The organism is Bacillus sp. EB600 (assembly GCF_024494385.1).
In the GTDB taxonomy this organism is placed as follows: Bacteria; Bacillota; Bacilli; order Bacillales; family Cytobacillaceae; genus JAEVLT01.
The window spans coordinates 224,624-238,004 of the sequence record NZ_JAEVLT010000001.1; the positions used below are offsets into that span (position 1 = coordinate 224,624).

Genomic DNA, 13,381 nt, shown 5'->3' on the forward strand with positions numbered 1-13,381 from the left:
AGAACAAAAATACTCCCATATTACTTACGTTAATCATTACCTATTTTTTTCAATCGAAACTCTCCAAGTTTCGGGACCTTCTTCAAGATACTCCCATGTGAATTGATCGGTTCTTTCCATCATAAATTGGTATTGAAGCGGTTTAGGATCATGATCATTAACAATTTGCATGAATTCTCCGGATTTTAATTCATCAAATGCATTCATTATGGTTGGGTGTTTTTCACGAGGTGGATAATCTGGAACATTAATAATCTTTGCGAAAGTTTGCATCATTTTCACTCCTTCTAATATCGTTAACTTCTTTTTTATTATAAAAAATACTTGCTACTATTTTAGTGAAGCCTGTCACACTTCTATAATGATTTTACTTATACCACACTTCGCCAAAAATAATGCAAAGGGGGAAAATAAAATGAAGGAATTAATCGGTTGTTGTTCCTGTTGTGGCAAAGAGGTTTTTTGTTTAGATGGTTTTTTTAATGCGATCTATACTGATGACAAGAAAATCGTTTGTTTTGATTGTCATGAGAAAAGCGGAAGCACCCGTTAAGCGATGTACACTAGTCGCTGGGCGCTGACCGACTAAAAGCGCCGCCGTCCTGGCGGCAACGTCGGCACTAGCACTTCCTGTGCGTCGGACCTAGACAGTTTTCTATTTTCAAAAACTTTATACTTTCATAAAAAGCAAGAGAACCGACAGTCAGACACGCTCAAAGTTCAAAGAAATAAATCATGATAATTTAGTAACAAAAATCCACAAAGTTTATCTTCTTAATATCCAGCTCTCTCCATTAATCAGAAAAAAGAAAAAATAATTCTTTTCTAGGAAATTTCTACAATTAAAAGGACAAACTAACCATGTACTTCAAGGAAAGTGCTCTAAATAAATAGCGTACAGTTAAATTACTTTGAATGTAGAAGGTGGAAAAGATGAAGCAAACTGTAGCAGATTTACTTATTAATACTCTTTTACATGCAGGAATTAAACGAATTTATGGGATTGTCGGGGATTCCTTAAACGCGGTTTTGGATTCAATCAGGGGCTCTGGAAAAATTGAGTGGATCGGGGTCCGACATGAAGAGGTAGCAGCATTTGCCGCCGGTGCTGATGCACTGTTAAGCAATAGTATAGCTGTTTGCGCAGGAAGCAGTGGACCGGGAAACTTGCACCTTATTAATGGGTTATATGATTGCCATCGCAGTCGGATACCAGTTCTGGCAATTGCAGCACATATTCCCAGCAATGAAATCGGCAGTGAATATTTTCAGCAAACCCATCCTGAAATTCTTTTTAAGGAATGCAGCCATTTCAGTGAAGTTTTGACAAGAGCAGAACAAATGCCCCGTATGGTTACGATTGCAATGCAGCATGCAGTTTCAAAAAAAGGTGTGGCAGTTTTGGTGCTGCCAGGAGATGTTGCTGCATTGCCTGAAAGTGAAACTGTCCCCAAACAGGTTTTTCATGTGACAAATCCCATTATCAGACCCTCAGAGGATGAATTAAAAAAACTTGCCGAATATCTAAATAACGGAAAGAAAATTACTTTATTATGTGGCGCAGGTTGTGAAGGTGCTCATAAACAAGTAATGGAGCTTTGTGAACAATTAAAGTCCCCGATGGTCATCGCCCTAAGAGGGAAAGAACACCTTGAATTTGACAATCCTTATTTGGTAGGTCTTACTGGGCTTATTGGCTATTCATCAGGATTCGATGCAATAATGGATTCAGATGTGCTTCTCATGCTGGGTACTGATTTTCCATATCGGCAGTTTTATCCCAAAAATTCGATTATCTTGCAAGTGGATATTCGGCCGGAGCACCTCGGTCGAAGAGCAGAAATAACTTTAGGGCTCTGCGGGGATGTTAAAGACACCATTGAAGCTTTAATTCCTTATCTTACTAAAAAACATAAATCGAAACATCTTGATAAATATGTTGCCGATTACAGTGACGTTCGTAAAGAACTTGATAACTTAGCAATCGGAAAAGCAGGAAAAAAGCCCATCCATCCGCAGTTCTTAACAAAGATAATTAGTGATCTTGCAAGCAAAGATGCGGTATTTACCTGTGACGTCGGAACCCCTACCTTATGGGCAGCTCGTTATCTTAGAATGAACGGGAAAAGAAGGCTTTTGGGTTCATTTAACCACGGCACAATGGCAAATGCGCTGCCACAAGCGATAGGTGCTCAAGTAACAAATCCTGAAAGACAGGTAATTGCTCTTTCAGGAGATGGTGGACTTGCGATGTTAATGGGCGACCTGTTAACACTGCAACAGCGAAAATTGCCAGTAAAAGTGGTCGTATTTAATAATAGTGCGTTAAGTTTTGTTGAATTGGAGATGAAAGCTGCAGGGTATTTGGAAACCGGTACCGAACTTCAAAATCCGAATTTAGCATCTGTGGCTGATGGAATGGGAATAAAGGGGATACGAGTAGAAGATCCTGGGGATCTTGAAGCAGCGGTTAAACTCGCATTTGAACATAATGGACCCGTATTATTGGATGTGATTGTTAATCGACAGGAGTTATCACTTCCGCCAAAAATCAATTTTGAACAAGCCCATGGATTTACCTTGTGGATGTTAAAAGCTGTCTTGAGCGGAGAAGGCAATACATTAGTTGAACTTGCAGAAACAAATCTGCTTCGTTAAAAAAGCACAAAAAGACCCTCTTAAATTATTGGTAAAGATAAAATAAGGCATATCGCTATAATAGTGATATGCCTTAGAATATTTTTCATCCTATTTATTGGTAGGTAGTAATAACTGTACTAATCGGAAATTCTAAATTACGATAACCATGCTGATTTTTGTTTTTACTCTTCCTCAATAGCAAGATCTCTGACAGGAAGTTTTTCCTTTTCTTTATGAGTTGGTTTACGTAAATTAAACATTGCTTTTATGGCGAAGATCAGCAGTGTTATTACCCCAATCAAGAAAATTGTGTCAGGAACTGCACGCCATGTTAATAATGTTTGTACAATAGGTTGTTTCAAAAATACTGCGGCACGGGATGCGGCATACCCATGATCAAACGCTTCTTTAATTTGCAAGAAACCGACTGGAAGCAAGGATAAAAAGACCATGCCTGCAAGACCAACATTCAACATGATACAGCTGAATTTAAGCCATTTATCGTTCCAAGCCTCAGGTTTTACAATACTTCTCAGTGAGTAGAGAAGGACGGCAATCGCAAACATTCCGTATACACCCATCATCGAACCATGACCATGTGCCGCGGTTAAGAATTGACCATGTTCAAAGAATGTAACAGCCGGTAAGTTGATTAAAAATCCCAGCACACCCGCCCCTACTAGGTTCCAGATGGCTACAGAGATTAAGAACCAGAAACTCGCTTTATACGGGAAGTTTACACCACCATCACGCATCATTTTATATTGATCATATGCTTCAAGAATTAGCAGCGTCAACGGAACGACTTCCATTGCGGAGAATACTGCTCCGAGACCAATCCAAGCTTCTGATGATCCATTATAATAATAATGGTGACCGATTCCTAGCACACCGCTTCCTAATAGCAAGATTAATTGGAAATACATCTGTCTAACGGTTGATTTCTTCGTTACGAGACCTAGTTGAACTAATAAAAATCCAATAACAACAACTGCAAAAACTTCAAAAATTCCTTCAACCCATAAGTGAATAATCCACCAGCGCCAGTAATCAGATAGCGTAAAACTACTGCTTGGGTTAATAAATAAAGCAAAGATATAGAATGCCGGAACAGCAATCGATGAGTAGAATAACAGGTGAATGAGTCCACCCTTATCTATTTCCTTTTTGAGTCCTGCTCGAATTCCCCGATAAACGATAAACAGCCAAATAAACATTCCCGCAATCAGGATAATTTGCCAAATTCGTCCTTCCTCAATGTATTCCCAACCATTGTGACCGAATAAGAACCAATTATTTCCTAGATAACCATTTGCCCCAAGCCATTCACCGATCATACTTCCGCCGACAAGTACCACGAGCGCCCAAAACAAGATGTCAACCAATAGCCCTTGTTTCTTCGGTTCATAACCGCCGACAAGCGGTGCAATATAGATACCCATTCCCAGCCAGGCCGTTGCAATCCAAAAGACAGCAAGCTGCAAATGATAGCCTTTTGCGATATTAAATGGGAGTATATCATGAATCCACTTAATCCCAAAGAAGCTCTGAGGCTCAGTATAATAATGTGCTAGTAGTGCACCAAACATACACTGAACAAAGAATAATGCTGCTACAACGACAAAGTATTTGCCAGATTTAACTTGTGAGATTGTTACTGGCATTTTGCTTATATTTATCTCAGGGAAATTCCCTGGTGTATAGGCTTCTTTCATATTGAGTTGATAGCGTTTGTAAAAGTATAGAATGATTCCAATAGCTAAAATTAGGATCGTTACACTTGCCCCGCTCCACCAAATAGCTGAGAATGAGAGTTGGTTTCCTGCATCTTCATAATATGGCCAGTTATTTGTATAGGTAATCTTATCACCAGGACGGACAGTGCTTGAGAGCCATGCAGTCCAGAAAAAGAAGTCAGAAATTTGCTTAATCTGGTCACCATTCGCAACATAGACTCGGTTGGTTTTTGGCATATCAGAGTCTTTAATTAGATTTGCTTTAAGTCCCCAGCCATCACCTTTTGTAAATATTTGTTTATAATAGGCTCTTACTTTTTCTAACCCGTAGCTTTGGGCATCCGTTAATTTCAATGTATCTTTGCTGCTATCATAACGATTTTTGCGCATTTCATTAATAACATTGTTTTTAATAATCGATTTTTGATCCTCATTTAACTGAGAGTACGTCTTACTGAATTTCTCGTTTGCTCTAAAATCTTGCATTCCTTCTATATAAATCTTCAATGCTTCAGCAGTATAGTCAGGACCCATATAAGATCCATCCCCAAGTACAGTTCCATAATCCATTAATCCATATTTTTGCCATACTGCCTGGCCGCCGATGATGGTTTCTTTAGAGAATAGTACATCACCGCTTTTATTCGTTACCTCTAGTGGTCTTGGTGCTTGTTCCTTAAAAATCCAGTAGCCTCCCACAAGCAAAATTGTAAAGGTCACCAAAATCGTAATAATTAATATCGATTTTAAAAGAGCATTTTGATTTTGCTTTACGACTTTTTTCACAGGTATTCCTCTGTTAATTTCCATATCCTTTTCATCCTCTCTTGTGTCATTATGTCATCAATTGTAACTGTCACAAGACTGACACAAAGTGAGACTCCTCATGCTGCACCTGTGATTTTTCACACAGTATTGAGAATTATTTTCACAAGAAGGCAATTCTATGACGGTGGTCACTTATTTTAAAAAAAAGGGTTGCTACAATAGAAATACAGAAAACAAATTTCTTTCTTCGAAGGTGATACTATTAATGAAACATGAAGATATTGTAATGCGATTGTCGAATGTTCCTTTATTTAAAGGATTGTCCTATCCAGAATTAGAACCATTCGTTCAAATTGCTCAAACCCGTTTTTATAAACATAAAATGTATGTTTTTATGCAGGAAGACCAACTTGATCGTGTCTTTTTTATCCATAGTGGAAAGGTTAAGATTTATCGAACAGATTTCTCCGGTAAAGAACAAATCATTTCCATCCTGGAACCAGGCGAAATGTTCCCGCATGCAGGATTTTTTAGACATGGCAAATACCCTGCTCATGCAGAAGTGCTAGAAGATTCTTATCTAATTGTAATTCCAATCGACAAATTCGAGGAAATTCTTATTTCATATCCTGAGCTTTGTATCAAAATATTCAAAGTCTTGGGTGAAAAAATTGTTGATCTGCAAGGTAGATTGGAGGCACAAGTCCTTCATAATACCTATGAGCAAATTATTTTATTATTGATCAGACTCTGTAAATCCAATGGAGAAAAAAATGAACAGGGTTATAAGCTAACGACACAGTTTACAAACCGTGAGCTTGCAAATATGATTGGTACTTCGAGAGAAACTGTAAGCCGGACAATAAACCAATTAAAAAAGAAAGAGTATGTCTTACCGGATGACGACGGGTTTTATTTACTTAACGATGAAGCGCTGAAGCAAGAATTATTTTATTAAAATGAAGGAGATGTTCAGTTTGGAAGCAAAAATTATTGAATTAGATGTTCGTGAAGACTTAAAAAATAAAATTGAGCCTTTTCAAAAAATAATGGAGGCAATTGGCAGTTTAAAAGCAGCGGATACCTTTATCCTCCATGCACCATTCAAGCCGGTTCCCTTATTTGCAGTCATGAAAGCAAAAGGGTTCACACATGAAGTTGAAGAAATTGAAAAAAAGCATTGGCAAGTTACTTTTGTTAAGAAAGGCTAACCATATTTGTAAACAGGATTCCTTCCATTCAAATAAGCACAAGCAGGAGGAGAGTAAAAATGATTTTAGATAATCGCGGTTTAGAACCTCCACAGCCAATGATGCGAACATTGGCTGCATTAGAAACAGTCGGTGAAAATGAAACATTAACGATTATTAACGATCGAAGACCCATGTTTCTTTACGAACAATTGGAGGAATTAGGGTATAAGCAGCGTACAGAACAACAAAAAGACGGAAGTTTTAAGATTGAAATCTTCCGATAAGAGGGTGAAATAGTTGTTTCAACAAAATTTAGGAAGTGAAACAAATATTAAGCTTCCCTTTTCATTTATCTTTTTTAGCCTGCTTGCCCTTGTCATGTCCCAAATTTTACTCATTACAAATGGGCAGCTGATGGCAGTTGGCAGTTTTAGAATACCAGCCATTTGGTCGGCAGCACATCTATTAATTTTAGGATGGGCGCTTATGACCGCGATGGGTGCGATGTATCAACTTGTACCAGTTACCTTTTTAACAAAAATATGGAGTGATAAGTTTGGTTTCATCCAATTTGTGGTTACTGCAATCGGAATTGTTTCCTTTGCAGGTATGCTTTATTGGTCTCCACAAAATGCGATCCTTCCAGGAATCCTGACCTTTTTAGGAATTCTCATGTTCATATTTCAAATGGTGATGACATTGAAGAACCAATCAAAGCCAACAATCCTTACCGCTTTCGTTGGTACTTCCTTAGTTTGCTTGTTTCTTACAATTGCATTGGGAATAACATTGATTTATTGCTTGAAAACAGGTTTCGGTGCTGCTTCTTATCAAGCGCTGTTTAGAACACATCTTTTAATGGGAGTAACTGGATGGTTTACGTGTTTAATTTTCGGCTTTTCTTATAAAATGGTGCCAATGTTCTCATTATCGCATGGCTTTCCAATGATTCAGGCCAGATATGTATTCGGGTTTTATTTATCGGGACTTATTGTATCGTCCCTTTCTTTCTTTATGGAAAGCTCCTGGTTGATAAAACTCGGATTTTTCCTATTGCTGATTGGTTTTTCTATCTTTAGTTATCATATCAGCATTATTATCAAAAAAAGATTGAAAAAAAAGCTGGATAAACCCTTTTTCTTTGCCTTACTCGCTATTTTGTTTGCAAATATCATCCACCTGGCTGCCTTTGTCCTATTATGGACCCGCAGTTTTAATGATCTAATCGGGCCGATGGTTTATAGCTATCTTTTACTATGGATTGTCCTTAGCATTCTTGGCTACTTATATAAAATTGTTCCATTCCTGTGGTGGACCCACAAATATAGTAAGGAAATGGGGAAGCACTCTGTCCCAACACTGAAAGAGATGATGAATGAAAAAATAGCTGTTCCCTTATTCATTCTTTTTATCGTTTCAGCAATTATGGTTTTCTTTGCACTTGCATTGAAAGTCTCCATACTCTTTACGATCGGGCAGTTTGTTCTATCCATCGTTTTTATCATGATGGCAATAAGTATTTTAAGTGTAATTAAAAAATAATGAGGTGTTATAAATGAATTTAGTAGAAAAAGTCCGTAATGAATTAAAAAGTGTTTACGATCCAGAATTAAATATTAATGTTGTCGATCTTGGGTTAATTTATAATATTGAGGTAACAGATGAGGGTGATGTTAAAGTAACGATGACATTAACAACTCCCGGATGCCCATTGCATAGCAGCATTGAAAGAGGAGTACGTTACTCTCTCGAGGGATTAGAAGAAGTAAGAAATGTTGAGGTTGACCTTGTCTGGGAGCCTGCTTGGACTCCAGACAAGATGACTCCAGAAGGAATGAAAATATTACATGGATAAAACTGGACCTGGCTGTTAGCCAGGTCCTTTTTATATTATTAGGATTTATCTAAAGTAGATTCTTTTGGTATTACCGGAAGAACTTGTTTAATACTGGTTAGTAATTTTTGATCAATGTCATCAGCTAATAAAATATGAACGCTGCCTTTATCCGCTTCACTTCTGATCAATCGGCCAATTCCTTGGCGCAATCTTAGGATCATATAAGGCAGGTCTACCTCCGCAAATGGGTCTAAGGAACCCTCCCGTTTCGCTGTAAATACCGGATCATTTGGCGGAAACGGCAGTGAAAAGATGATGACATTTTCTAACGAACGTCCAGGAATATCTAGTCCTTCCCATAAGCTCATCGAACATAGAACAGCATGCTCATCATTTTGAAATTCTGAGACAAGCGTACTAATTTCTGCATCACCTTCAAAATAAACGGGATATTTCAATTTGCCCGTCAATTTTTGCTTCAATTCGTTTAACTCTTGCTTATTTGCAGCTAAAACAAGCGCTCTTCCTTCCGTTTTATCGATTTGCTCAACGAGATACTGAATCTTCCCTTCAGTGTCAGCTTTAGGAAATGCAGGTAAGTAAACCTCCATCATTGTCTCATAGTCAAAAGGTGATGCAACGGAAAATGATAAATAATCACTAATACCAAGGCTTTTCGTTATATATTCAAATGAACCTTGGTTTGATAATGTTGCCGATGAAAAAATAAATGGTTTCTTTTGCGAAAATACTTCTTCTCTCATTACCTCTTCTACCATTCGCGGCATGATAACAAGTGTACGTTCCCCTTGTTGTTCTTCAAACCAGATAATTCCATTGACTGTCTGGAGAAAAAGCCGTAACGAGTGGGTAATTTGATCTAGGTATTCCTCAACAATTTTTAAATCATAATCACTGATTACGTAAAGTTCACTCTCAAAAACAAGTTCCTCTTCAAGTTTCATCAATTGATCCAATAGCTCTCTTCCTTGCTTTAGTAACAATGAATGCTTTTTAATAAATTGTTTCTCAGAACCCCGAACGGAATAGGCAAACTGGGAAATTAATGAGAAAAATTTTTCATTTTCCAGGAGAACCTCTTCTATCGTGTAAAGTGTTTCAGTCCGGACATTGTTTTCCATTAAACGGACTAACAATGATTCAAGTGTTTGTTCCGTAATCCGATAACTTAACGCCTTTTGGCAGGCATATTCCAATAAATGACCTTCATCAAAAATAACTGCAGAATGCTCAGGCAAAAGCGGCAGTTGTCCTTCCCGTTTTCTTGACTCCTTTGTCCAAACATGTTCCATATAAAAATCATGGGAACAAATAATTAAATCTCGTGAATGGCGGTAATAGTCACGATGCAAGGTCAACCCGCACCGATGTCTTTTGTCGCAAGAAAAACAATCCTGAAGTGCATCCCAGTTTACCTTTGCCCATCTTTCATCTGATAGATCAGGGTATTCACTGCGATCTCCATACTTTTCAAAAGACTGCATTGAGCCATTGGAATGAACAAATTCAGGAAGCTGGTCATAAATTTGATCGATGTCCTCAACATCATCCGAAAACCGTTCTTTGTCCAATTTTTGTAAGCATAAATATTGATTTCTTGATTTTGCTAACCGGACATCAATGTTTAATGCTAAAATCTTTTCGAGTTTAGCAATGTCGCCTTCTTTTTTTACTAATTGTTCAATAAGGGTTTCATCTGCACAAGCTATGACAGCAGGCTGGTTCATATACCGGGCATATGCAATGGTATAAAGGAGGTAGGCAATGGTTTTCCCAGTTCCAACCCCTGCTTCTGCCATCATAATCTTCTTTTCTTTAAAAGCCTTTTCGAGCTGAAAGGCCATATAGATTTGTTCATCTCTTAGCTCAAATCCCGCTTCCGGCAAAATATCGTAAAATAAATCACCAATCCACTCGGATAATTTATCATAAAATGATTCTGTATTTTCTATTGTAAATGGTATGCGGTTATCCATCTAATCCCCCTATTTAAATTCCTTATCTACCGAACGAGGCGGCTTTTTCCCCCAATATTGGTAAAGATCAGTACGGATAAAGCCGTTAAAAAGTTTTCGTCTTTTTGTTGCTGGTTTCCCATATATTTGCTCAAAATTTTCATTTGAAGTTAAAATATAGATCGACCAAGTATCTAAACTAGCAAACGCTTGACCCATTTCCCGGTACATATGCTCAATTTCGTTCTTCTCCCCTAATCTTTCCCCATAAGGAGGATTGCCAACAATTACACCGTATTCTTTCTTTGTTGTCAAATCCTTTACTTGCATTTGTTTAAATTGAATTATATCACCAAAACCAGCTTCAAATGCATTTTCTTGTGCTATTTTTACCATACGGTGATCAATATCAGATCCAGTAATATCAAGTGGTTGATCGTATTTTGCCAGATCTTCTGCCTCATTCCGGGCATCTTTCCAAACACTAGCCGGAATCCACCCCCACCCTTCTGATACAAATTCACGATTAAAGCCTGGAGCAATATTTTGGCCAATTAAAGCAGCTTCAATCGGAATGGTGCCAGATCCACAAAACGGGTCCCAAAATGGACGATTAGGGTGCCAGTTGGTCAACATGACTAGAGCTGCAGCAAGCGTTTCCTTCAGCGGCGCAACCCCTTGGTCAGCCCTGTAGCCCCGTTTGTGCAAACCGATACCGCTGGCATCAATGGTGATAGTTGCAATGTCCTTTAATAAGGCAACTTCAATTCGATGTAAGGCCCCAGTTTCTTCAAACCAGCTTGTCCGCTTATAGTGCGACTTCAATTTTTCCACTACTGCTTTTTTTACAATCGCCTGGCAATCAGAAATACTGAACAACTTTGATTTTACCGACTTGCCGATAACCGGAAATTCGGCATCCTCGGGCAAATACTGTTCCCAAGGCAGTTTTTTTGTTTTTTCAAAAAGCTCATCAAAAGTAAGTGCTTTAAATTCGCCTACGATTACTTTAATTCGATCTGCTGTTCGCAGCCATAAATTACAGCGGGCGATCGCAGATTCGTCTCCTTCAAAAATTACCTTCCCGTTTTCCACTTGACATTCATAGCCGAGAGCTCGAACTTCTTTTGCTACAAGTGCTTCGAGCCCCATCGCTGCTGTCGCGATCAATTGATATTTTCCCATAATTCCACCCTAACCTATTTACTCAATTATGTATGATTATTCGTTTGAACATCTTTATTATAGACTATTGGTAAGAAAGAACAAAAGCGCAAGCGCCTGTTTAGCGACGTATGGACTGAGCACACCGGCTGAGATAAGGCGAACCTTCAATCAGCGAATGCTTTTCTCGCTGATTGTTAGTTGAGCCAACCGGGTTTTTACGGGCAGTTGAGAATCTACTGCCCGTTAATACACGGCAAAGGAAACACGAAGAGCGGAGGCGATTCGACGTTGACTTATCGTAGGGAAGTGGGCGAAGTACACGAGTCGTTAGGCGCTGGCCGACTAAGAGCGCCGCCGTCCTGGCGGCAACGTCGGCACTAGCACTTCCTGTGCGTCGAAGCTGGACGAAGATTAAACTTCATTCAAAGTTATCAACAGAGTAATCTTTTATAATTTCTTTAACAATTAAAAAAGCCCCCCGTTTAGGAGAGCCCTATACTTTACTAAATTAATAGTAACATTAAAAACGTTCTGTAAGCCATGTTCTGTTCCAATGTACTGCAAACGACAAAAGTCTCGTACAAAGGTGGTAATCATCTATCTACAGATTTGAAAAATCTGTCCCTCTCCTCGTTCAATTCCTCAGAGAAGGTGCCCCTACCATTATTTGGGTTTCTCGCTCGTGGGGTTTACCTCGTTCCATCCTTTTCATTTCTAAAAAGGCTGCGTCACTGTGGCACTTTTAGAGGTAGTCATACCATATCCAAAGGACTTAGGTATTTTCCCGGCCGTCAGCCCAATTCAAGGCTGCCCTAGCTTATGGTTTCACTAGGCACGAACACTACGAGCATCTCAGCTCGTGCGAGCATGGACTTTCCTCTGCCGCATAAATGCAACAGCGATTACCCGAACGTAATTAATGAGTACATGTTTTATTATATGTAATATCCAAAGTATACGCAATGTATACTTTTTGGAAATTTTGGCACGAAATGTCAATCGTACAATTTATTGCCAAATACATGCTTTTCAAGGTTTGATAAACGCTTTAAAATATCAAAATTTGTTGTTCCTGCAGGCTGGGCGGCCGGCTGTCTTCTAGAAGACTCCTCTAGTTGCTTTCTTAAACGAAGGTTTTCTTGATTAAGGTCTTCAATTTCTTGGTGGAACGTTTCATAATCCTTAATCACTAAATCTAAAAATTTATCCACATCTTCTTGCTTATACCCGCGTACACCTGTTTTAAATTCTTTTTCTAAAATATCCTTTGCGGTTAATTTCACTTTGTCCGACAGCATTTAAATCACCTCAGTATATCACCAATCATTACCTCTTATTTTTTCAAAAATAAGCGTTTTTGTCAATTTTTCTTTTGGCGTTATTTTGATAGTTAACACTTAGCAGATTTGTTAAAAATCAGTATGACTCTGTTCTTCTTCTTCCACAACCGTTTGTAAGTCATAGAACGTTATTAATTGGATCGGATAGGAATGATTATTTTGGTACTGGATAGCCATTTCATATAAATATTTAGGACTTCCCTCTTTTTCATGATCATACAAAAGAAGAAGGGAATCACTTTTTTCTATGAAAAATTGGTTCTTTAATCGAAATTGCCATGGCTTTTCATATGGTTTCCTTGAAACAGAATCGATAAAATCTGCCCCTGCAAGCACAGACTCGTACCATTCCCGGTTCTGTTCATTCCATTTCTCTTCCTGATTTAAAAAAGGAGTAATAACAGCAAGCTTTAGTTCAGGATATGCCAGTTGCAAATCAAAAATGACTTCAGCAGCCCATAATTCTGCCCCTAATTGCCCGCTGATTAACACCCATTCTAAACCATCCTCAATCATAGGAACTAATTCTTTCATTATCGCTTTTTTTATATAGGTAACCGAAGGATGGTCTTTTTGAAAGATTCCCAATTCGAATGCTTTATAACCCGAAATTGCCAGTATTTTACTCAAAAACCTTCCTCCCATTTAACTATTTTAGTGAAAAGGACAAACCTTTTTTCATAAAGTTCATATTATATTAGTAAAAGAAATAGAAAAACAAGGG

At 38.3% G+C, this 13,381-nt stretch carries 13 protein-coding genes and 1 other RNA gene; 7 read left to right on the forward strand and 7 right to left on the reverse strand.

The genetic code is table 11. From position 1 onward, the window contains the following. Positions 1 to 36 precede the first annotated feature (36 nt). Positions 37 to 273, reverse strand: a complete 237-nt coding sequence (locus JN080_RS01200; protein ID WP_256234347.1) for a DUF2249 domain-containing protein — start codon at positions 271 to 273, stop codon at positions 37 to 39. 142 nt (positions 274 to 415) lie between these two features. On the opposite strand from JN080_RS01200, the gene JN080_RS01205 reads away from it, so the two are divergent. Beyond that, positions 416 to 553, forward strand: coding sequence for a hypothetical protein (locus JN080_RS01205; RefSeq protein ID WP_256234048.1), 138 nt, complete (start codon positions 416 to 418; stop codon positions 551 to 553). Positions 554 to 933: 380 nt separating this feature from the next. Continuing rightward, complete coding sequence (poxB, locus tag JN080_RS01210; RefSeq protein WP_256234049.1) at positions 934 to 2,658, forward strand: ubiquinone-dependent pyruvate dehydrogenase; 1,725 nt, start codon at positions 934 to 936, stop codon at positions 2,656 to 2,658. Positions 2,659 to 2,822: 164 nt separating this feature from the next. Here the strand turns inward: poxB and JN080_RS01215 are convergent, their stop codons facing one another. Further along, positions 2,823 to 5,186 carry a nitric-oxide reductase large subunit gene (locus JN080_RS01215; protein ID WP_256234050.1) on the reverse strand — a complete coding sequence of 788 codons (2,364 nt, stop codon included), beginning with the start codon at positions 5,184 to 5,186 and terminating at the stop codon, positions 2,823 to 2,825. Positions 5,187 to 5,409: 223 nt separating this feature from the next. Between JN080_RS01215 and JN080_RS01220 the strand changes: the two genes are divergently transcribed. The 5 genes from JN080_RS01220 to JN080_RS01240 are packed head-to-tail and all read left to right on the forward strand — an operon-like array spanning position 5,410 to position 8,192. Continuing rightward, a complete protein-coding gene (locus tag JN080_RS01220; protein ID WP_256234051.1) occupies positions 5,410 to 6,102 on the forward strand; it encodes a Crp/Fnr family transcriptional regulator in 693 nt (230 codons plus the stop codon). Positions 6,103 to 6,112: 10 nt separating this feature from the next. Then, positions 6,113 to 6,355: a DUF2249 domain-containing protein gene (locus JN080_RS01225; RefSeq protein ID WP_256234348.1), complete on the forward strand. Its 243-nt coding sequence runs from the start codon at positions 6,113 to 6,115 to the stop codon at positions 6,353 to 6,355. Between the two features lie 59 nt (positions 6,356 to 6,414). Beyond that, entirely contained in the window at positions 6,415 to 6,621 is a 207-nt protein-coding gene (locus JN080_RS01230) for a DUF2249 domain-containing protein (RefSeq protein ID WP_256234052.1), read from the forward strand. Between the two features lie 13 nt (positions 6,622 to 6,634). After that, positions 6,635 to 7,879, forward strand: a complete 1,245-nt coding sequence (locus tag JN080_RS01235; protein WP_256234053.1) for a hypothetical protein — start codon at positions 6,635 to 6,637, stop codon at positions 7,877 to 7,879. 13 nt (positions 7,880 to 7,892) lie between these two features. Next, entirely contained in the window at positions 7,893 to 8,192 is a 300-nt protein-coding gene (locus tag JN080_RS01240) for a metal-sulfur cluster assembly factor (RefSeq protein ID WP_256234055.1), read from the forward strand. 38 nt (positions 8,193 to 8,230) lie between these two features. Here the strand turns inward: JN080_RS01240 and JN080_RS01245 are convergent, their stop codons facing one another. The 5 genes from JN080_RS01245 to JN080_RS01265 all read right to left on the reverse strand — a co-directional run bounded on the left by JN080_RS01245 (position 8,231) and on the right by JN080_RS01265 (position 13,287). Next, positions 8,231 to 10,171, reverse strand: a complete 1,941-nt coding sequence (locus tag JN080_RS01245) for an ATP-dependent DNA helicase (protein ID WP_256234056.1) — start codon at positions 10,169 to 10,171, stop codon at positions 8,231 to 8,233. A 9-nt stretch (positions 10,172 to 10,180) separates the two neighbouring features. Next, entirely contained in the window at positions 10,181 to 11,335 is a 1,155-nt protein-coding gene (locus tag JN080_RS01250) for a THUMP domain-containing class I SAM-dependent RNA methyltransferase (RefSeq protein WP_256234057.1), read from the reverse strand. A gap of 511 nt (positions 11,336 to 11,846) precedes the next feature. Next, positions 11,847 to 12,231, reverse strand: an RNA gene (gene rnpB, locus JN080_RS01255) — RNase P RNA component class B. Between the two features lie 81 nt (positions 12,232 to 12,312). Continuing rightward, the gene (gene gpsB, locus JN080_RS01260; RefSeq protein ID WP_256234058.1) at positions 12,313 to 12,615 is read right to left on the reverse strand and encodes a cell division regulator GpsB; all 303 of its coding nucleotides are present in this window, start codon (positions 12,613 to 12,615) and stop codon (positions 12,313 to 12,315) included. Between the two features lie 111 nt (positions 12,616 to 12,726). Next, positions 12,727 to 13,287 (reverse strand): SLOG family protein, encoded by a 561-nt coding sequence (locus JN080_RS01265; protein WP_256234059.1) that lies wholly within the window; start codon positions 13,285 to 13,287, stop codon positions 12,727 to 12,729. Between the last annotated feature and the right edge of the window lie 94 nt (positions 13,288 to 13,381).